Below are 20,417 nucleotides of genomic sequence, written 5' to 3'. Positions count from 1 at the left end.
TCGCTACCCTTCTTGCTTTCGCTTCTTCGTGATCAACAGCATCAACAACCCAGCGCCCATCAGCGCCACCGCGGCGAGGACGAGCCCGATGATCTGCACACCAGTCATCGCCAGGTCGCCCTGTTCGCGTTCTTTCTCTTCACCCGGCCCGGGGGTTTCCCCTGGTGGCGGTGTCTCGCCCGGCGGGGTTTCCCCTGGTGGCGGTGTCTCGCCCGGCGGGGTGTCCCCTGGGGGCGGGGTGGTGGGCGGCGTCGTCGGAGGTTCGGTCGGCGGAGTGGTCGGCGGAACCGTCGTATTCGTCTTCGCCACGATCACGCCCTCCACCGGGCGAGGGTTATCAGCGACGGTGTGGAACGGCACCGCCACGAGGAAGGGCTCGATTTCCCGGTACTCCCCCGCCGCGGCACCAGCCGGCGCCTGGGAGGTGACCAGGTATATGCCCTTCTCGAGCCCCTGGAATCGGACCTGGCCGGCCTCGTTGGTCACGGCTGTGATCGTGCGGTCGGTCGGCCAGTCAGCGATCTTGTCTGCGCTGGTGTTGCGGACTTTCGCCTTATCGGCGGCGTTCTCCGGGTCGATGCCCTGCAGCCGCTCCAGTTTGATGGTCACGCCCGCGACCTTGCCCGTGGCAGGATTGACTGGGTCCCCATTGCCCGGGGAAAGCGTGATACTCAGCGTGTCGGTTCCGTAGTCGCGGGATACCCCGGGCTGATCACTCAGCCCGGCTACCTTGGCTGCGTCGGCAACCCCGACGCCACCATATGCGCCGCCGAGCAGGCCAGCGCTGAGGGCGATGGCCACCACAAGGCTGCGGCTGATCCGCACCGCGCGTGCGTGGCTAGTCATCTGATCCAGCCCCTTCGTTATTCATCGTCTCTGTCGTTTCTTGGGATTCGCCATCCCGCTTGTTCTTCAGCAGCCACCGCAGCAGCAGGAGCAACACGACGACCGCTGCCGCGAGGAGCGCGTACATCCACCACTGCCACCCGGGGCCGTGGTTCTTGTCGAAAACCTCGTGATCCTCTGGGTCCAGCGGGACCTGGTGGCCGCGCACCAGCAGGCGGTGCGTGTTGATCCCGTAGGGGGTGCAGGTAATCAGGGTGATGTAGTCCTTGTCCTGCTCCGGGCGGAGGTCCTCGGTTTCGGTGGGGAGCACAACCTTGATCTGGTCGACCACGTACTTCAGCTTCTCGCCGGAGACCTGGACGTAGAAGGTGTCACCCTTCTCCGCCTTATTGAGGTGGTCGAACATGGTGGAGTTCGCCAGGCCCGTGTGGCCGGTGATCACCGAGTGCGTGCCCTTGCCGCCGACTGGCAGGTCGGAGCCGAAGAGGTGCCCCAAGCCTTTTTGCAAAGTGTCGTTGTCTGTCCCGTGGGAGATCGGCAGGTCTGCCTTGATCTTGGGGAAGATGAGGCGCGCCATCGCGTCGTTCGCGTCGAGTTGGTCCAGGTATTCCTGGTAGTCCGGGTTGTTCTCGTCGAAGCGGGCGAGCCAGGGGTCGAGGATGGGGCCGGTTGTTCGGTTCTCGTTGTACTCGTGGGCACGCTCCCACTGGGTGTTCTTCACCTCTTGTGGGGTGCTCTTTTCGAGTTTCGCGTATTCCTGCGCGGCCTTCGTGGCGAGGTGGTTATTCCACAGGGTGGACGTCACCGGGTACAGCATCACGAGCACCCCGAGGATCACGAGCACCGCGGCCAGCACGGGACTGGTCTTGGTGCTGTTGGCACGGCGGGGTTCCTTCTTCGGTTCCACGTCTGTGCTGAGGGTGTGATCCACGGGGCACTCCTGGGTTGGTTCTGCTTGGCTGTGCTTTGGGTGAAACCTCCGCCCGCGGGGTTGTCCGCTGGGCGAAGGTTTTACCGATTCAGCGGGCTATTAGTTCTTAGCGCCGCGGCGTGCGAACCATGCACCGGCTGCCACGATGGCGGCACCGATTGCGGCCAGGATGCCAACACCCATGCCACCGGTCATCGGCAGGTTCGGGGTGGTGTCGTCAGAGTTAACGACCTCACCCTCGTTAGCACCAACCTGGACAGAAGCCAGCTCGTAGACACGCTCCGGGGTGGTCTCCGAAGCAACCAGCTTGAACTCGAGAGCCTCCGGGAGCAGCTCCTTGCCCTTCGGCGCCTTGACCTCGATCAGGCAGTAGTGAGACTGCTCGCCAGCGGCGACCTCAGCATTGTCTTCGAAGTCATTGACGTGGAGACCAGTGATCTTGACAGTACCGTCCTGGCCAGAGACGAAGGTGGTCTTAACCTGGCCATCCTGCTCACCGTTGACCGGAGCCCAGGAATCCTTCTTGGTGGTGTCGATGTCGGAGCACTGCTGGCCAGCAGCCTGGCGAGCAATCTGGAACTCGGCGCCTTCCAGACCGTTGCGGTCGCCATCGACCTTCTTGAACTGAAGGCCGCCCCAGTAGGTCTTGACCTCCGGGGTCTCCTTCGGGGTCTGGCTCTCGGAACCATCCGGGTTGTTCTGGAAGACCAGGGCCTTATTCGGCGCGATATCGGTAGCGTTCTTGAACTCAGGCTTGAGCGTAGTCGTGATGATTACCTCAACCTTGTCGCCGGCCTTAAGGGACTTAGCAGTTTCCTCATTCAGGGAGACGTCGACGTTGTTGCCCTCGTAGAACTTCCCATCAACGTCCTGCGTCGGCTGAATCTCCTGTCCAGCGACCTTCACCGTCACATCGGTGATCTCGAGCTTCGGATCAATCTGGTCCGTGATCTGGAACTGGGTGCGCTCAGTGTTCGGCTTCAGCTGACGAGCGGTACCAGTGACGGTGTAGACCAGATTTTCGTCGCCAGCATTCTGGTCCTTGTCCTTGACGGTCTTGGTCGGTTCTTCGTCCTTGTAGTTCTTCGGGAAGGCGTGGACATCGTAGTTCCAGCTAGTGCCCTGGTTATCCCCACCGTTATCCGCGGTCATTGGGACGAATGCGATGAACGGAACAGCCGGGTCGTAGCCCTCCTTCGGGGTGGTCTCCACGACGAGGTAGGCACCGAGCTCCAGATTCTTACTTACCTCCCAGGTGCCGTTTGGACCGGTCGTACCGGAAGCGACCTCGGTGAGGACTCCAGCCGGCAGACCACCCTTGAGCTGCGCTCCCTGGGAGAAGTCTGCAGCCTTGAGCTTGGAGGCAGCGACGAGCCCCTTATTCGTGGTGACATCGATGTCGGTAGCGCCATCCGCAGTCTTGTTGATCTTGTACACGGTGAAACCGACCCCTTCCAGAGCCTTGCCACCGTTGCGCTCGACGTCCTTCGCATCTTCAAGAGTGCCCGACGGGGTGCCTTCATTGATCGGGTTACCGAACTTGTGGATGGTCAGCGCACCCCTGGCGTCCTTATTCACCAGCGGGGAGTCGCCTGCGGTCTGGTTGACGGTCGACTCCTGAGCGCCAGCGATCGCGCCCGGGGCAGCGATACCCAAGGAGAGGCCAGCGACGGCGGCGAAAGTGACCGAACGAATGGTCAGAGTGTTCTTCTTCACTGGAATGAATTCCTTTACATCAGTAGTGACTGGAGCGCGTAGCACCCCTCGACGTTCAGCGACCCACTCCGGTTAGCTACTTTTAAGCTTGCCGCCTTTTCAACCACGACACCTTAAAATTCGCTGGTGGTCACACGCGCCCCAAACCCTATTGTTGACAGATCACTTTTGTTGTGATGTCACCAATTCTCGGGTTTCAGACCCGCAATTCCCACCTAGTGAACCGCACATCATTAACTTATCACTTCGACGCCCCTCAACAGCTAAAATGATTAAGGCATACCTTATTGATCCTCCCAACACAAATCTGGCCGGCGCGACTCAAAATCGCTCCCGACCTAGACTGTTGAACAGTTCTTCGCTCTAAGCGCACCAGTAATATACTCCCCCACATTAGGGTAAAAAGTGATAAGCATCTCACAGCAAAAATTACGCCTTTTGTACCCTCGCAGCGAAGAATAGACTCCAACTCTCCACGTTCCACCGGAGCGAGCCCCAACCCCTCGTAGAAGTTAAGGCCTATGTCAAACCAACCCCCAACGCCAAACACGACGGACGCGACCCCGCCCCGCCAAGACAAGAAACTGAACACCAACGCGATCATTGCCGTCGTCCTCATCCTCGCCGGCCTGGGCGTACTGCTATACCCGGTGCTTGCCACCCAGTGGAATAACTACCAGCAGTCCCACGCCGCCGAGACCTACTCGCAGCTGGAAAAGGGCGTGCCCCCAGAGGTCCTCAATAAGGCCTGGGAGGAGGCGCAGCAATACAACGCCAACCTCGGGGATATCGATCCCAGCGATGCGTGGACCAGCTCCGACGACGAGAGCTCCCCGGCGTATCAGCGCTACCTGAATTACCTCTCCGTCCTGAATGAGACCGAGGCCATGGGCCGCATTGTGCTGCCCTCCATCAATTCCGATCTGCCAATCTTCCACGGCACCTCCGACCGCGTGCTGGCCCGCGGGGTCGGCCACCTTTACGGCACGGACTTGCCTGTTGGCGCACCCGGCGAGCTCGGCGAGGATGGCGCTATCCCGCCCGCCCCACCAGAGGGCCGACTCTCCGCGCTTTCTGCCCATACCGGACTGCAGAACGCCACCCTGTGGGACAACCTCGACCAGATCGAGAAGGGCGACCCGGTCTACGTCGCCACGGCGGGCGAGAAGCTGAAGTATGAGGTCCGGGATATCGAGGTCGTCACCCCGGATAAGACCAGTCTGCTGCGCCGCACGCCGAATAAGGACTTGGTCACGCTCATCACCTGCACCCCCTATGGCATCAACACCCACCGGCTGATCATCACCGCCGAGCGCGTGCCGATGGACCCGCAGGAAGAGTCCGTCTTCGACGGGCAGGGCACAACCTGGCAGTGGTGGATGTGGACCATCCTCGCTGCCGCGGCGATCATCGTGCTGCTGCTGATCCGCTGGTGGTGGAAGAACTTCCGCAAGCAGGAAGGTGAGGAGGGTCCCGCAACCTCCGGCGCTGGGGACACCACGGAGAGTTAACGGGCTTTTGCCTGGTGCGTTGATTAACATCATGAACTCATCCTCCTCTCAGGCTTCTACTACCCGCCGCCTCACCACCACCTGCGCAATCGCCCTGGCGGTGGACACCGCCGCAACCCTGGCTACCGCGCCAGCCTTCGCCGCGCCCCACCCGGTGCAGGATCCTCTGGGTTTCATGGTCTCCCCGGCGGGCTTGATTTCTAGTGGTCGTGGAAACCCCCCAATGTTCCTGATCTCAGTCGTCACCTAGATGAAGCGCGTTGGCAGTTATTACCCTTAAAGAGTGATTACTAACGAACTTCGAAATTTGCTGGCCAAAGCAACCACCCACGCACAGCGTTTTCAAGACGGAGAAGACCACACTGTAGCCGCAGCACTCCTTACCACATCAGGAAAACACGTACTCGGTTTGAACGCGCACCATTTCCTCGGTGGCCCTTGCGGGGAAGTCTCAGCCTTAGCCAACCATGCTGCTAGTTATCCAAAGGACCCAATCCAAGCAGTAGTCGCCGTATACGGACCTACTAGTCAAGTTATTCCTCCCTGCGGTAAGTGCCGCCAGGTACTTTTTGATATTGATCCGTCCATTCGATGTATCGTGCGCGGAAGCAATGGGCTTGAAGCACCTACCGTGGAGGAGCTTTTACCGTTCGCATTTAACTGGCGAGATATGGAAAAAGAACAGCGCATCTACATGTGGGAAGGCTACGAGGAATCAATTCGTAGCGGAGAAAAGCAACAAACCATTCGGGTAGATGATCCCTTCCATGAAGGAAGTGCCCAAATTGTCTTCGAGAAAGAATCTGGAGAGGTCGTCACCATTCCTGCACAGGTCACGGCCGTTGTTTCTACCCAGCGATGTGAGTTGTCGGAAAAGCAAACTCGAAATGACGGTTTTGGCTCTCTCACCGAGCTTCAGAAAGCGCTAGATGCTCACTATCCCGGTTTAGGTGACGATGACGAAGTAGACGTCGTAGAGTTCAAACTGCGGTAATCCATTCAGACCGAAAGGTGGAATAAGCTCTCCTCCCACGTGCAGAATTCACCTCATCCATAACGTAATACTTGCGGTGTGAAGATTACGGCAGCTAGCGCTGGGGGTCTTCTAATTCCCTTATCCAGAAGTTCATCATCTCAACGATAGGATCCGGGGAGGAAAACACTTCGCTCGCTATTTCCCTAGGAGACCAACTATCCGGAAGGTCGTGAAATCCTCCGCCGAGCTTTCCAAGCGTCACTGCTGAGGAGTTTTTGACTGCGCTAAGGATGGTAACGACATCGTCATACGTAGCATAAAACGAGTTTTTCCCATTCGCCCCAGTTGCATCAGCAATACAGATCCAGTCATTGAGTTCCGCCATATCGCTCAAAATATTATCGACGATTTTTCTTGAATCTGTTTCCATATGCTCACTCATTGTGCTTGGCCTTCTACTAACACTCAAGCTTAACTCTGAGAATCAGCAACCGCATTGCCAATGTCGTCTACAGATTTTATCGAGCCAGCAAAAGCGGCCTGTGAGTTTGTGATTTACCGGAACCTTAGTGATTTTCGCAGATACTTATTAAGCACCACCCACCCTCTACAATGACACCCATGGATGCACAGGAGCGGCAGAACTTGGAACGCTACGGCTCATGGGAGCGGATGACCAGTGGGGAGTGGTTCTTGCCGAGCATGCCGGAGGCCAAGGACGAACATCAGCGTACTTTTCGCTTGGTTAAGCAGCTCAACGAACTACAGAATACGGACCCAGAGCGCGCCAAGGGCATCCTGCGCGAGATACTGCCGGAAGAATCTGCGGTGCCGGGGCTGCACGTGCCGCTCAACCTTGAGTACGGCTGCAACCTAGTATGCGGCGAGCGCGTCTTCATTAACTTCGGCGCTACGATCCTGGCTCAGGCCCGGGTAACGCTCGGCAATGGCGTGATGGTGGGCCCCAATTGCTCGCTGATTACGGTGGGCCATCCGGTAAACGATCATGAGATGCGCGCCGGTGGGTGGGAGATTGCCAAGCCCATCACCATCGGTGATAATACGTGGCTCGGTGCTAATGCCACCGTGCTGCCGGGCATCACGATTGGAAAGAACTGCGTTATAGGTGCAGGCACGCTTATTACCACCGATATTCCGGATAATTCGCTGGTCCTGGGATCACCCGGCCGCGTGGTGCGCAAGCTGGAGAATAACGAGGACTCCTGGGAGCGCCAGGATCTCAACGGTCCCGTCGAAGGTTTTGGAGCCGCCAACTAAATGTTTGATCTCGCTCGCATCGGCGCGGGCCTGCCCGTAGCCGAGACCATCGATTCGCTACCTGAAACCGGAAACGTTGTCATTCAGGCCCCACCCGGTACGGGTAAAACCACGCTCGTGCCACCGGCGCTGGCCAATCATGCGGCAGGGCGCGGAAAGGTCATCGTCACCGCTCCGCGCCGTGTGGCTGTCCGCGCGGCCGCACAGCGCTTGAGTGCTCTCAGCGGCACCCCGGACAAGGTCGGCTTTGCCATCCGAGGCGAGTCCCGCAAAGGCAGTGAGGTCGAATTCGTCACGCCGGGCGTGCTGCTGCGCCGCCTGCTTAAGGATCCGGAACTCGAGGGTGTCGCCGCCGTTGCCATCGATGAGGTCCACGAGCGCCAGCTCGATACGGATCTGGTGCTGGGCATGTGCCTGGAACTAGCCGAGCTACGCGAGGACTTCCGCGTCATCGCCATGTCCGCCACCGTGGATGCGCAACGCTTTTCCCAGCTTATGGACGCCCCCGTCCACGTCACCGAGGCAGTCACCCACCCGCTCGATATCCACTACGCCCCCATGCCGGGCAGGGCGGCGGGAACGAGGGAGTTTTATGGGGACGTCGCCAAGCAGGCAGCCCGCCAGCACGAATCAACGCTGGTCTTTGTGCCCGGCGTGCGCGAGGTCAACCTCGTGTGCGATGCCTTAGCAGGCCACAATGTGTTCCCCCTGCATGGCAAGCAAACCACCGCGGAGCAAGACGCCGCGCTGCATACCGATGAGCGGCGCATCGTCGTGGCTACCTCTATCGCGGAGTCCTCGCTTACCGTACCGGGCGTGCGCGTGGTGGTGGATGCCGGGCTCTCCCGCGTTCCCCGGCGCGATGCGCAGCGTGGCATGTCCGGGCTAGTGACGGTGTCTACCTCAAAGTCGAGTGCCGACCAGCGCGCTGGTCGTGCCGGCCGTGAGGCGCCCGGCACCGTCATTCGCTGCTACTCGCAGGATGATTACCAGCACTTTTCTCCGCATACCACCCCGGAGATCCTGTCCGCGGATCTGACCCAGGCCGCGCTGTTTCTGGACTGCTGGGGCGCGGGCCCGGACTTCCCGTTGCTCGATCCGCCGCCGGCCCCGGCCCTGGCATCCGCGCAGGCGACGCTTCAGCGCATTGGTGCCACACAGGAGCTCGCCCTCCTGCCCACCGATCCGCGCCTCGGCGCCTCCTTGCTCCGCCACGGCAGTCAGGCCGCGCCCATCATTGCCTCGCTTGCCGACGCCCCCTTAACCCCCGATCTCACCCGTCACCGCCCACCCCAAAGGGAGGTCAAGCGGCTCGCCCGCCTCGTCGACGATTTCGGCCCCGCCGATCCCGGCGAGGTCGTCGCCACCGCCTTTCCCGAGCAGGTGGCCAAGCGCGTGGGCGAGGATTACCTGCTGGCCAGCGGCACCCGCGCACGGCTGCTGGACAACTCGGGCCTGGCCGGCGCCCCGTGGCTTGCCATCGCAGAGGTGTCCTTGTCCAATGCGGGCAATGCCATCATCCGCTCGGCCGCTCGCATCGAGGAAACCGCAGCCCTAGAGACTATCGGCGTCACCGAGGAAACCCGTGCTTTCCTGCGCGATGGTCGCGTACGCGGCATCAAGGTCAAGGCTGCGGGCGCCATCACGCTCTCTGAAACCCCTGTCAAGGTCACCGGCCCCGCGGCCGAGGAAGCCCTTGCCGCCGGCATCCGCGAGGAAGGGTTGGGGCTTTTCACCTTCAGCGAGAAAGCCCAAAGCTTAAAAGACCGTTTGCGCCACCTGCACGCCCACTATGGCGAGCCGTGGCCCGATGTCGATTCCGCGGATCCCGCCGAGTGGCTCGGGCCCGAATTACACCGCATTGCGGAGGGCACTCCCGCTGCCAAGCTCGACATGTACCCCGCGCTACAACGCCTCCTTCCTTGGCCAGAAGCCACCCACCTGGACGATCTCGCCCCCGAGCGTCTCCCAGTCCCCTCCGGCCGTGATGCCGCCATCGATTGGTCCGGTGACCGCCCCGTGGTCCACATCAAGCTGCAGGAATGCTTCGGCCTGGCCGCATCCCCCAAATACTGCGGCCACCGCGTGCAATTCCACCTGCTCTCCCCCGCCGGCCGCCCGCTTGCGGTTACCGATGATCTCGCCAGCTTCTGGTCCGGCCCTTATGCCGGCGTGCGCGCCGATATGCGCGGCCGCTACCCTAAGCACCCCTGGCCGGAGGACCCGTGGAATGCGATTGCTACCGCGCGCACCAAAAACCGAATATAGTTAGCCCCATTGCTGCCAGCCTAGGTAGCAGCTCATGACCACGACCAAGGTAAGCAGCGCGTAGCGGATGAATTTGGCCCCGCCGCCAAGTACTGTACGAGCGCCGAGAAGTGCGCCGGCGATATTGGCTACGCCGAGCACGATGCCGAGCGTCCACCACACGTGCCCGCCAATAATGAACACGACGAGCGCACCTAAGTTGGTAGCGGTATTGACTACCTTGGCCATGGCCGCAGAGGTCAAGAAATTCTGCGCAAAAATAGAGGTGAAGGCCATGATCAAAAACATTCCGGTACCCGGACCGAAGATGCCATCATAAAAGGAAATGATGCCGGAGAGCACCAAAACCACGACGGTCCGCCAACCACCACGGGTTCCGGCCGAGTCGCTACTGCCAAAGTCTGGCTTGAAGGCCACGAAAATGCCCACGGCCACCATGAGCACGATGATGATGGGGCGCATGATGTCTTTATCGAGGCTCGAGGCCACGCTGGCCCCCAACCCGGAGCAGACCAGCGCGATAAGGATGAAGCGCGCCATTTCTGCCTTGTCCAGCTTCACCTTGCGCGCGAGGGTCACGGCAGCGGATCCGGTGCCGGTTACCGCGGCGAGCTTGCTAGTGCCCAAAGCGGCGGCCGGAGCAAGTCCCGGCAGGACCGCCAGCAGCATCGGGATCAGGATCAATCCGCCACCACCGATGACCGCATCGACCCATCCCGCGGCCGCGGTACCAAAGAAGAGAATTATCCACTGCACCACATCGATTTCCATGCCCCCGATCATAAATCTTAAATGATGTAAGGTGATAACCCGCCTACCGCCCTCTCCGTAGTAGAGCAGAAGGAGGCACTATACTTTTGTCGCAGCAGAACTAGGAGGCTCGCATGGCCGCACAGCAGGAAGGCACCGGGCTTAGTGCCCATACCGTGGCACGGTGGGCCATTGTTGTTCCGGCATCGGTCGCACTGGGCTGGCTTTTTAGCATGTGGCACGTACCTGCGGCTTGGATCCTGGCAGCGATCCTCTCCTCCGGCGCCACGGCGCTTTTTACTGGGGAAGATCTGCGCGTGAACCGCAGTTTTTATAGCATGTCGCGTGGTTTTATCGGCATGATGGCTGCGATCCCGCTGACCGTGGTGCCGGTGGGCCAATTGCTTGGCTTCCTGCCTGCCGCCCTGACGATGTCCTTTGTCACACTGATGGTAGGCGTTATCGGCGGCCAACTCTTACACCGCGCGCAGCCACAGGATGTCTCCTCCGAAACCGGCATTTTATCCATGCTGCCGGGCGGTGCTTCGCTGATGCCTGCGCTTGCCGACGAACTCGGTGCCGACTTCCGCTACGTCGCCCTCACCCAATACCTGCGCCTCTTAGTAGTCTCGGTATCGCTACCCGCCGTGGTCGCCTTATTGGACACGCCCGCCGGCGAGGGGGCGGATCTTTCGGTCGACGGCGAAACCACATGGTGGATAGTTGCCCTAGTGGTTGTCATTGCCTGCATAGGAGAAAAGGTAGGCAAGTTCCTCCATCTCCCCGCCGCCGCGGTGCTCGGCCCCTTGCTGTTGACGGTTCTAGCCTCTTTCGTGTTGCCGGAGGGCCACACGCTCGAGCCGCTCTACGCCTTTAAGGTGATGGCGTTTTTGTCCATCGGCTGGGTCTGCGGCGGCGGGCTTTCGCTGCCGGCGCTCAAGGCCTTTGCCAAGCAATTGCCCGCCACGGTTCTTTTCATCGTGGTCATTATCGGCATCTGCGCGGCCACCGCCTGGCCGCTGACCAAATGGCTGCACATCACCTATTTTGAGGCCTACCTGGCCACCAGCCCCGGCGCGCTAGAAACGGTGCTCGCACTCTCAGCGGAGGGCGGGGCGGGCCCAGCAGTCATCGCGGTGCAGCTCACCCGACTCATCGCGGTGCTGGTCGTAGCGGGCTACCTGCCACAGCTGCTGCGGCTGGCCCAGCGGCTGCTGCGCCGCTAGTTGTCCAAGACGGCCTCGCGCAGGACGGACATCGGCACGGAGCCAAGGGCGAGGGCCTCGGAGTGGAACTCGCGCGCGCTCATCCCCTGCTTCTCGGCCTCAGCGCGGGTCTCCTGCCACAGGCGCTGCCCCAATGCATAGGACGGCGCCTGGCCCGGCCAACCGAGGTAGCGATTGACCTCAAAGTTGAGGTTCGCATCATCCATAGCGGTGTTCTCACGCATGAAGGTCTTCACGTGCGCCTTGTCCCACACGCCGGACGTCGAGCAATCCGGCAACTGCTTGCCCAAGTGCAATCCGATGTCCACGACCACGCGGGCGGCGCGCAGGCGCTGCGCATCCAACATGCCCATGCGGAAGCCCGGGTCATCCATGTAGCCCAACTCGGCCATGAGCTGTTCGGCGTAGAGCGCCCAGCCCTCGCCATGACCAGAGTTCCACGTCACCGCGCGGCGCCACAGATTGAGATCCTCCTGCACCAGTGCGGAGCCTAGCTGCAGGTGGTGGCCCGGCACGCCCTCGTGGTGGACGGTGGTCAGTTCCTGCCAGGTGTGGAATGTGTCCTGGCCTTCTGGCACGGACCACCACATGCGGCCCGGGCGGGAGAAGTCATCGCTCGGCGGGGTATAGAAGATGCCGCCGGTGCCGGCCGGATCGATGCAGCACTCGATCTCTTCTACTTCCTCCGGAATATCGAATTCCTTGCCATTGAGCTCAGCGATGACGCCGTCGGCAGTAGATTGCATCCACTCCACCAAGGCATCGGTGCCGCGCAGGGTATAGCGCTCCTCGTGGTTGAGCTTGCGCATCGCCGAGCGCACCGAGCAATCGGAGCCGTAGAGCTCGTGGGCGATCCTTTCCTGCTCCGCGCGCAGGCTGCGCACCTGATCCAGGCCCCACTCATAGGCCTCATCGAGGTTGACGGCATCGCCCACAAAGAGCTTGGAAAAACGCTCGTAGCGCTCGCGGCCCACGGCGTCCTTGTTAGGCGCCTGGGGCTGCAGGTCATTGGAGAGCCAATCGGAGAACTCGCCAAAGGCCTCCTTGGCCTGGAGCACCTCGGCGGAGTCGGCGTCGAGGCCGAGGGACTCGAGCATCGAGTCGGCGTCGGCAAGCCGCTCGCACTGCACAATGACCTCGGAGATCTGGCGGTGCGGTGCCACCATGCCGTGGGAGGCTGCTTCCTCCAAGGAGCTGCGGTATCCGGCCAGGGAGGTCTTCACCTTGGACAGGCGGGAGCGAATGGCATCGCGGTCCTCGTCCGTGTCCTGCGGCATGAGCAGCAGCGTATCGCGGATGGTCTGCACCGGGGAGGCGATGTTATTCAGGCAGCGTACATCCTCGCTGTGGTGGTGCAGATCTAGTTCAAGACAGAGACGATCACGCAGGACGGCCGCGGTGACATAGTCCACGTCATCAAAGTCATCCTCATCATCGGACTCATCGGTGGTGTCATCCAAGGCATCCAGGTCCGCCACCATTTCGCGGGTGCGGTTTGCGATGGCGGTGAAGTACTCGGGGGAGAAATCCTGCAATTCGCCCTCGTAGCCGTCAATGCCCCACGCGGTGGCATCGGTGGGGGAAAGCTCGGCTAGGTCGTGAACGAAGTTATCGCACGAAGCGTCCAGTAGAGAGGGCTGGCGCTTAGCGGTCTGCTCAGAACTCATAACGAGGAAGTCTATCCCTAAGTATCAGCTATAGGCCACCCGGGCGGGCTGAAGTTGCGAACTTGTTAACTAATCGTTGTCCCACTTTGTACCGGGATAGTTCCAGCGGCCGAATTCATCCAGGATATCCTGCGGTTTTTCCTTCATTACCAATGCGTCCACAAAGCGCGGCAAGATGAAGCCGGACTCGGCCATGGCGGCGTACATGGCGTAGAAAGGACGCCAAAAATCCTCGGTATTTACTAGGCCCACCGGACCGCGGATGGTGCCCAGCTGTTGCAGGGTGAGCACCTCGGTGAGCTCTTCGAGGGTGCCGACGCCACCGGGGAGGCAAATAAAGGCGTCGGCAAGCTGCTCCATGCGCGTCTTACGCTCGGCCATGGAGCCGACTACTTCGAGGGTGGTCAGGCCGGGGTGGGAGATCTCCAGATCCACCAGGGACTGTGGCATCACGCCGGTGACGGTACCGCCGGCAGACAGGCAGGCCTCCGCTACCTCGCGCATCAGGCCGATGTTGCCACCGCCGTAGACCAAGGTCAGCCCGCGTCGGGCCAGCTCCGTGCCCAATTCCTGTGCCGCTTGTGTATAGGCCGGGGAGTTTCCTGTTGCTGAACCACAATAAACCGCTACTGACTGCATGCTCTCCAGCATAGGTATCTGCGCGCCCACCACCACCTTTAGACCATTCGGTACATGGCGTGTTTATGAGATTAGACAAAGCAGTCTGGAATACTTATACTTCTTTTTATGATCAAATCTGGCCCAGTGTTCACGCGGCCCCGCACACCGGCCGCAAAGTGCCTCCATTTGGTGCGCCTGAACCCGATCATCACCCGGAGCGAACTAGTGGAAGCCACCGGGCTTTCCCAGCCCACCATCACGCGCGCCACTACTTCCCTACTCAACGCGGGCCTCATCCAGGAACGCACCGACCTCACCCAGTCCCGCGGGCGCGGCCGGCCAACGGTGCCGCTCGAGGCGGCCGATAATGACTGGGCGCTCGGCGGAATCTCCGTGGGCACCAAGCAGACCTACATCGGCCTTTATGACATCAAGGGCCGCACGTTGAGCGAAGAGGAATTGACCACCCCGGTGGCTAACCTCAGCGAAGATGACTTCCTCGAGCACATCATGGCCGGCATCAATCGCATGCTGACGAACCTGGACTACCGCTTGGTCTCCCTCGGCGTGACTACCTCGGGCACCGTGGATGATAACGGCCTGGTCACCGCGGAAAATCTCAACTGGCACGGCGTGGACATCGCCGAACGCCTGCGCTTCCAGTTCGGCGTTCCCGTGGTAGTCTCCTCCGCCATCCCGGCCATCCTCGGCTCCGAGACCCAGGCGGCCGAGATTGGCACCAGCGAGCGCGTTCTGGTGCTCTTCGCGGACGATTCCATCGGCTCCGCACTTTCCGTCGAGGACGAGGTCAGCCCCATTATTCCCGTACCCCAGACGAACTCCGAACTTCTGGGCTATGGCGCCTCCGAGCACCTGCTGGCCACCCAGCAGATCCTAGAGAAGGTGCGTCACGAGGGCGTGGAAGTAGCCACGCTTGCCGACGCCGCCCAAGTAGCCGACTCCCACCCCGCCGTCCGCGCCATTTTGGACGAGCGCGCCCGCCAGTTGGGCGCCATCACCGCGGAGCTGGTCAAGGCCCACTCCCCGGCCACCGTGGTTATCGCCGGCGGCGCGTTTACCGACGACCCACAGGCCCCCAAGCAATTTGCCGCCACCGTCCGCGCCTCCGCAGGCGATGAGTTGCAGCTGCGCATGATCCCCGGCCATAAGGAGATTGTCCGCGCGGTAGCCCGCACCGTGGCCACCGACCAGCTCCTGCGCCAACCGCTGGAGCTAGGCCGCTCACTCCAGTGCGCTTAGCACCTCGCGTACCGAATCGATGCCGCGAAAGAGATGGGCATTGAGCCCGCAGTAGCTAGCGCCCTCCACGTAATCGACGCGGTCATCAAAAAAGTGCGTATCTTTCGGCTGCGCGGAGAGCGCATCCACGGCCACACGATAGGCCTCTGGGTGCGGCTTGGCCACGCCAATATCGCAGCTAAAAGTCACCGCCGCGCAATCCTCCAGCCACGGCTGCTTTTTACGCACCTGGCCCGCCAGCGTGGTGGGGATATTGGATAAGATGCCCACACTATAGCCTTCCCCGATAAGCCCCTTGACCAGCGCTACCATGTCGGGGTCCGCTTCTAATAGGCCGCTGTTTTCACACACTACTGCCTCAGCGACGGGAACCTCCCCCAACCCGGCGCGGGCTGCTACCTCATTCCAGTAGTGGCTATCGCTAAAAATGCCGGCATCGTAGTCCGGCCGATAAAACCCGTAGGCCTCCCACATCGCCTCTGGATCTGGCGGCGCGAGGAGACGCTCCAAATCCGCATGGCTTTCTGGGGTTGCCGGGCGCATGAGCACGCCGTACATATCAAAGAGGAGTTTGGGCATAACGGGGGCCAGTTTATGCGCGTTTCGGCGCTTGGGTCAGCACGGCTACGATTCCCACACCCGCACCAGCGACAAAAAGAGGCAGCATCGCAGGCGCCTGCTCCATGGACAAGGCGAAGATGCCGCCGATGGCACCGATGAGCAGCATACCGCCGAGGCTATAGAGCGAGCGCGTGACTACCCCACGCTTACCGGCGACGCCATAAACCAGCAGCGCGAGCCCGGCGAATGGGCCAAGCATCAGCGCCGCGGTGGTCAAAAATACTCCCAAGGCCACGTGAGTGGACATGATTGCCGCTCCCACGACGAGAAAGAGCGCCAGAACTAACAGGGTTATGGCGCACAAAGCCTTGCGTTGCGTTGACATAGAAGTAATCCTCCCACCGCACCGCAGTGCTATGGGAGGATTGAGCTAAATCTTGATGGGTTTGTTATTCACCCACGCGCGCTTAGGCGCCGCCTTCGGTGCGACCAGCCAGGCGCTCATCGATGCGCAGCAGGCCAGAACCATCATTGCCCACCAGCTTGATCTGGTCCAGAATCTCAGAAACGGTAGCTTCTTCCTCTACCTGCTCGCTCAGGAACCAGTCAACGAGCTGACGGGATTCCAGATCCTGTGCGTCTAGCGCCGCGCGGGCGATGGTGCGGATCTCCTCGGAAACCTTCTGCTCGTGCTCGAGGGAAGCCTGGAAGGCATCCTGCGGGTTAGCGGCCTTGACGGAACCAACCGGGATGTCATTGAGCTCTACGCGGTATCCGCGGGAGAGCAAGTGGTCTGCAATCTTCTCTGCGTGCTCGCGCTCCTCAGCAGCCTGGCCCATGAACCAATCGCGCATGCCTGGGAAGGAGAGGTTATCCATCTCGAAGGCCAGCTGGGTGTAGACCATGGAAGCGCCATATTCGCTAATGACCTGGTCATTCAGGAGGGTTTGCAGCTTCTCGTCCATTGTAAAAACCTTTCTGTATAGGGAAATTAATTAGTGCTAAGCACCACAGTACAGAAGATTCCCCTGCGATCCAGCAAGGCCTACTTAAGTAAACTTGCACGTCATTATACTTTTTTAGATTGGGTAACCTAAGTTAGCCAAGACAAAGCTTGCCGCCGCGCGCGGGCAAAGGTCCCCTAAAACGCAAGGTCACCGCACATCCTCCACCACGACACAGACTCGACTCGACGCCCGTTACAGCAGCGACCATTTGCAACCGCACACCCCGAGCCATAAATGTGACTTTAATCACTCAAACGGCCACTCAGGCGATTCAGGCGCTGCGCGCTCGCCCCTTCCAGGCCACGGAACTCTACCTCGATGCCACGCTCGGCGTATTTCTTCTGCACCGCATCCAACGTTGCCACCGTAGAGGCGTCCCATACCTCGGCCTTGCTCATATCAATCACCACGCGCTGAGCATCCAGCGTGTAATCAAAGGCATAGACCAAGTCATTGGAGGAGGCGAAGAAGAGCTGGCCGCGCACCGCATACTCGGCATCGCCTACGTGCTCCACCTCCACCAGGTGGGCCACGCGGCGGGCAAAGCCGATCGAGGCCGCCACCACGCCGAGCACCACGCCCACCGCCAAGTTATGCGTGGCCAGTGTTCCTACCACCGTCACCAGCATCACGAGCGTTTCTGATAGCGGCATGAGCTTCAGCGTGCGCGGGCGAACCGAATGCCAATCCACCGTCGTCGCGGCCACGATGATCATCACCGCCACCAGCGCGGCCATCGGAATGCGGCCGACGGTCTCGCCAAAGAGCAGGCAGAGGATAAGGAGGAAGACGCCCGCGAGGAACGTCGACAAGCGCGTGCGCGCCTGGGATGCCTTCACGCCGATCATGGTCTGGCCAATCATGGCGCACACGCCCATGCCGCCAATGGCCGCGGCGAGGATATTGCCCACGCCCTGGCCAAAGGACTCGCGCGTCTTATCGGAGTGGGTATCCGTAATGTCATCGACCAGCTTGGCCGTCAGCAGCGACTCCATCAGCCCCACCAAAGCCATGCCAAAGGCATACGGCGCTATCAGCTGCAGAGTATCCAGGTTCCACGGAATATCCGGCACGAAAAGCTCCGGCAAAGAGGTGGGCGGCTCGCCCTGGTCCGCCACATCGGGCACCTTCCACCCAGCCGCCACCGCAATGATGCTGACCACCAGAATGGTAATCAGCGGGGCGGGAATCACCGTGGTCAACCGCGGTAGCCCCAGCATGATAGCCAGGCCAATGGCCACCAGCAGATACACCATCCACGGCACATCAATTAGGTGCGGCAGCTGCGTAGTAAACATCATGATGCCCAGCGCATTCACAAATCCCGTCATCACCGAGCGCGGGATAAAGCGCATGAGCTTGGCTACACCCACCGCGGCCAATACCACCTGCATGATTCCCGCCAAGAGCACCGCAGCGACCACATAGTCATGCCCATGTTCATGCGCGAGCGGTGAGACTACCAAGGCCACTGCACCAGCCGCCGCGGAAATCATCGCCGGCCGGCCACCGGTGAAGGCAATGGACATTGCCATCACGACGGAGGAAAACAATCCCACCCGCGGGTCCAAGCCCGCAAGGATAGAAAAGCTTAAGACCTCTGGGATCAAAGCAAGCGCCACCGCCAATCCGCCGAACACCTCCTTGCGCAGGCGCGCAGGCGAGGAAAATGCATAGCGGAAGCTGGCGATGACGCTAGTCGGAGCAGGCTGTTCTTTAATCACGCCTGCACATCCTAGTGGACTTAGGAGCCTTCCTTAAAAGAGCCATCCGCGGCGATCACGGGCAGCACGGACCACGCGAAGTTGATCCACTGATCGGTCTTCTTCCACGAGAAATCCGGCTCAAAGATGGTCTTCGGTTTGGTGTAAATGACGGCCGAGCGCACATCATCTGCGGTTTCCTTGAGCAGGTTAACCACCAGATCCAAGGTCTTGCCAGAATCCGCGACGTCATCGACCACCAGGACCTTCTTGCCTTTCAGCGAATCCGTATCCAGCTGCGGGGAAAGAATTACAGGCTCGTCTAGGGTCTGGCCGATATCGGTGTAGAACTCCACATTGATAGCACCCATAGCCTTGACACCGATGGCATAACCGATAGCACCGGCTGGGATCAGGCCGCCGCGGGCGACGCCCACGATGAGGTCTGGGAACCAACCAGATGCCACAATCTGTTCCGATAGGTTTCGGCTCGCCTCGCCGAAGACCTCCCAGGTGAGGTTTTCCCGGTCCGGGTGGATCCAATTTTCAGTCACGATTGTGTGGCTCCTTTTGCGTCATGGGCTTTCTTTGTAGTTTAACGAGCGATGCCTGCCAAAGAAAAGGCAGCTACCGGAAGGGAACCTCGCCCAAAGTCCGACGCAGCTTGCGGGTGCGCAGGCGCTCCGGATTCTCGGCTAGATGCTCCATGGCGCGCACCGCGCACATCACGTGGGCTTCCTTCGAATTGGAATAGAAAGCCTGCGCCTGCGCCGGCAACTTCGGCACCGCGTGCAGCGGCAGGTCAGAGACCGACAGCAGCGTGCCATAAGGAACGCGGTAGCGGTAGCCATTGGCCGCGAGCGTGCACGATTCCATGTCCACAGCCACCGCGGTGGAGGTGCGCAGCCACTCCCACAGATCCCGGTTAGTGCGCCACTCCCAATTGCGATCATCGGTGGAGAGCACCGTGCCGGTGCGCATGAGCGAGTTATCGTCGCCGTATACCGCCTTCACCGCGGACTCGAGCATGCGCTGTACTTCTGGAATCGCCGGGATGGGCGAGGTCGCCGCGACCTTTTGATCCAAGATGTGGTCATTGCGTTGATAGGCATTGCCCAAAATGAGGTCACCGATGCGCATGCGTCCGTCCATTCCGGCGCAGTGCCCAATCATGATCCATGCCTCCGGGCGCAGCACCGCCAAGCAATCCGTAATGGTCTTCGCATTCGAGGGGCCTACGCCGATATTGATCATCGTGATGCCATCGCCACCGGCAGTGATTAAATCAAAGCGCGGCATCTGATACCGAGAGGTCAAGGTCAGACCGTCCACATCAAGGTCCACCGCATCGTTGGGATGGATGGTCTCACCATTGGGCAGCACCAAGGCAGTATAGCGCGAGTCTTCCTTGGTCAGTTCGCGCAGACCGAATTTCACAAACTCGGTGGTGTGCATCGCGTAGTTAGTAAACAGAATGTATTTCTGCACCGTATCGACCTCGATGCCGGTGTAATGCTCGATGCGCGCACAGGCGATATCGAAACGCTGGGCCCCAAAGTGGAATAGCGGCTTTTCCGCACCGTGGAAAGCGTCCCATTCGCCATCAATGATCGCATCGTTGACCTCATCCAACGTCGGCCGCGGAATAGGCCCGCGTTCCTGCGGGGCCGTGGCCGTGTCCTTGATGTACTCCGGCGGGATGCGCTGGTCCGATTGGCCAACAAAGATATCGCACGGATAATTGCCCGCTAGGCGGGTCAGCTGCTCGTGCAGGTAATCCCGAATTATGTGTGGCTTGGAAATTACCGCCGAGTACTTGCCTGCCTCGTTGACGTAGCCAAACGGCTCGGAACGATCGATGGGCTGCCATTTGCGGATATCCACTGTGACCTTGGGATAAACCACGTAGCGATAGTCATCAAGGTTTCCTGAATCCAGTGTCTTGCGCGCAAGCTCGCAGGAATTCTCGTAGATCTCAATCAGGCGGTTTACCGCCTGATCAACGGAGTGGACATGCTGCAGGTCAGTCATAAACGCGAGTGTAGCGGGGACTTTGCAGCGCGGCAGCGGTCTGCGCTTTTCATCCTTCTTTTCCT

Annotated in this window: 20 protein-coding genes; 7 read left to right on the top strand and 13 right to left on the bottom strand. The window is 60.5% G+C overall.

Features of this window, described 5'->3' with window-relative positions; all coding sequences use genetic code 11:
- Positions 1–3 precede the first annotated feature (3 nt).
- From QP971_RS07765 to QP971_RS07755, 3 genes are all read right to left on the bottom strand, one after another.
- Positions 4–846: an isopeptide-forming domain-containing protein gene (locus QP971_RS07765; protein ID WP_284811254.1), complete on the bottom strand. Its 843-nt coding sequence runs from the start codon at positions 844–846 to the stop codon at positions 4–6.
- Positions 839–1,777: a class C sortase SrtC gene (gene srtC / locus QP971_RS07760; protein ID WP_239279325.1), complete on the bottom strand. Its 939-nt coding sequence runs from the start codon at positions 1,775–1,777 to the stop codon at positions 839–841. The genes QP971_RS07765 and srtC overlap by 8 nt, the downstream gene beginning before the upstream one ends.
- A gap of 99 nt (positions 1,778–1,876) precedes the next feature.
- Complete coding sequence (locus QP971_RS07755) at positions 1,877–3,493, bottom strand: SpaH/EbpB family LPXTG-anchored major pilin (RefSeq protein ID WP_239279326.1); 1,617 nt, start codon at positions 3,491–3,493, stop codon at positions 1,877–1,879.
- A 521-nt stretch (positions 3,494–4,014) separates the two neighbouring features.
- On the opposite strand from QP971_RS07755, the gene srtB reads away from it, so the two are divergent.
- The 3 genes from srtB to QP971_RS07740 are packed head-to-tail and all read left to right on the top strand — an operon-like array spanning position 4,015 to position 5,998.
- Entirely contained in the window at positions 4,015–5,004 is a 990-nt protein-coding gene (srtB, locus tag QP971_RS07750; RefSeq protein ID WP_239279327.1) for a class B sortase SrtB, read from the top strand.
- A 31-nt stretch (positions 5,005–5,035) separates the two neighbouring features.
- On the top strand, positions 5,036–5,254 hold the full coding sequence (locus tag QP971_RS07745) for a hypothetical protein (protein ID WP_239279328.1): 219 nt from the start codon (positions 5,036–5,038) through the stop codon (positions 5,252–5,254).
- 33 nt (positions 5,255–5,287) lie between these two features.
- Positions 5,288–5,998 (top strand): ASCH domain-containing protein, encoded by a 711-nt coding sequence (locus tag QP971_RS07740; protein ID WP_284811259.1) that lies wholly within the window; start codon positions 5,288–5,290, stop codon positions 5,996–5,998.
- A 94-nt stretch (positions 5,999–6,092) separates the two neighbouring features.
- On the opposite strand, the gene QP971_RS07735 is transcribed toward QP971_RS07740, so the two are convergent.
- Positions 6,093–6,422 (bottom strand): hypothetical protein, encoded by a 330-nt coding sequence (locus QP971_RS07735; protein ID WP_284811261.1) that lies wholly within the window; start codon positions 6,420–6,422, stop codon positions 6,093–6,095.
- Positions 6,423–6,592: 170 nt separating this feature from the next.
- On the opposite strand from QP971_RS07735, the gene QP971_RS07730 reads away from it, so the two are divergent.
- Positions 6,593–7,258 (top strand): sugar O-acetyltransferase, encoded by a 666-nt coding sequence (locus QP971_RS07730; protein ID WP_284811263.1) that lies wholly within the window; start codon positions 6,593–6,595, stop codon positions 7,256–7,258.
- Complete coding sequence (locus QP971_RS07725) at positions 7,259–9,526, top strand: ATP-dependent RNA helicase (RefSeq protein WP_284811265.1); 2,268 nt, start codon at positions 7,259–7,261, stop codon at positions 9,524–9,526.
- Here the strand turns inward: QP971_RS07725 and QP971_RS07720 are convergent, their stop codons facing one another.
- On the bottom strand, positions 9,527–10,297 hold the full coding sequence (locus QP971_RS07720; protein ID WP_284811267.1) for a TSUP family transporter: 771 nt from the start codon (positions 10,295–10,297) through the stop codon (positions 9,527–9,529).
- Between the two features lie 113 nt (positions 10,298–10,410).
- On the opposite strand from QP971_RS07720, the gene QP971_RS07715 reads away from it, so the two are divergent.
- Positions 10,411–11,502 (top strand): AbrB family transcriptional regulator, encoded by a 1,092-nt coding sequence (locus tag QP971_RS07715; RefSeq protein ID WP_284811269.1) that lies wholly within the window; start codon positions 10,411–10,413, stop codon positions 11,500–11,502.
- On the opposite strand, the gene QP971_RS07710 is transcribed toward QP971_RS07715, so the two are convergent.
- Both QP971_RS07710 and QP971_RS07705 read right to left on the bottom strand, forming a co-directional pair.
- Positions 11,499–13,169 (bottom strand): DUF885 domain-containing protein, encoded by a 1,671-nt coding sequence (locus tag QP971_RS07710; RefSeq protein WP_284811271.1) that lies wholly within the window; start codon positions 13,167–13,169, stop codon positions 11,499–11,501. The genes QP971_RS07715 and QP971_RS07710 overlap by 4 nt on opposite strands.
- Positions 13,170–13,238: 69 nt before the next feature.
- On the bottom strand, positions 13,239–13,808 hold the full coding sequence (locus QP971_RS07705) for an LOG family protein (protein WP_239273673.1): 570 nt from the start codon (positions 13,806–13,808) through the stop codon (positions 13,239–13,241).
- 108 nt (positions 13,809–13,916) lie between these two features.
- Between QP971_RS07705 and QP971_RS07700 the strand changes: the two genes are divergently transcribed.
- Positions 13,917–15,050: an ROK family transcriptional regulator gene (locus tag QP971_RS07700; RefSeq protein ID WP_239273672.1), complete on the top strand. Its 1,134-nt coding sequence runs from the start codon at positions 13,917–13,919 to the stop codon at positions 15,048–15,050.
- Here QP971_RS07700 and QP971_RS07695 read toward each other — a convergent pair.
- From QP971_RS07695 to amn, 6 genes are all read right to left on the bottom strand, one after another.
- Positions 15,033–15,629: an HAD-IA family hydrolase gene (locus QP971_RS07695; RefSeq protein WP_284811273.1), complete on the bottom strand. Its 597-nt coding sequence runs from the start codon at positions 15,627–15,629 to the stop codon at positions 15,033–15,035. The genes QP971_RS07700 and QP971_RS07695 overlap by 18 nt on opposite strands.
- A 13-nt stretch (positions 15,630–15,642) precedes the next feature.
- Positions 15,643–15,996: a hypothetical protein gene (locus QP971_RS07690; protein ID WP_284811275.1), complete on the bottom strand. Its 354-nt coding sequence runs from the start codon at positions 15,994–15,996 to the stop codon at positions 15,643–15,645.
- A gap of 82 nt (positions 15,997–16,078) precedes the next feature.
- The gene (locus QP971_RS07685; RefSeq protein ID WP_005328251.1) at positions 16,079–16,576 is read right to left on the bottom strand and encodes a ferritin; all 498 of its coding nucleotides are present in this window, start codon (positions 16,574–16,576) and stop codon (positions 16,079–16,081) included.
- Positions 16,577–16,860: 284 nt separating this feature from the next.
- The gene (locus QP971_RS07680; RefSeq protein WP_284811278.1) at positions 16,861–18,342 is read right to left on the bottom strand and encodes a SulP family inorganic anion transporter; all 1,482 of its coding nucleotides are present in this window, start codon (positions 18,340–18,342) and stop codon (positions 16,861–16,863) included.
- A 20-nt stretch (positions 18,343–18,362) separates the two neighbouring features.
- Entirely contained in the window at positions 18,363–18,875 is a 513-nt protein-coding gene (locus QP971_RS07675; protein WP_284811280.1) for a phosphoribosyltransferase, read from the bottom strand.
- A 73-nt stretch (positions 18,876–18,948) separates the two neighbouring features.
- Complete coding sequence (amn, locus tag QP971_RS07670; protein ID WP_284788268.1) at positions 18,949–20,352, bottom strand: AMP nucleosidase; 1,404 nt, start codon at positions 20,350–20,352, stop codon at positions 18,949–18,951.
- Positions 20,353–20,417 lie beyond the last annotated feature (65 nt).

Source organism: Corynebacterium marquesiae, assembly GCF_030229635.1.
GTDB classification, from domain to species: domain Bacteria; phylum Actinomycetota; class Actinomycetes; order Mycobacteriales; family Mycobacteriaceae; genus Corynebacterium; species Corynebacterium marquesiae.
Note: the sequence above shows the minus strand (reverse complement) of the source record. Positions and strands in the feature narration are given on the sequence as shown.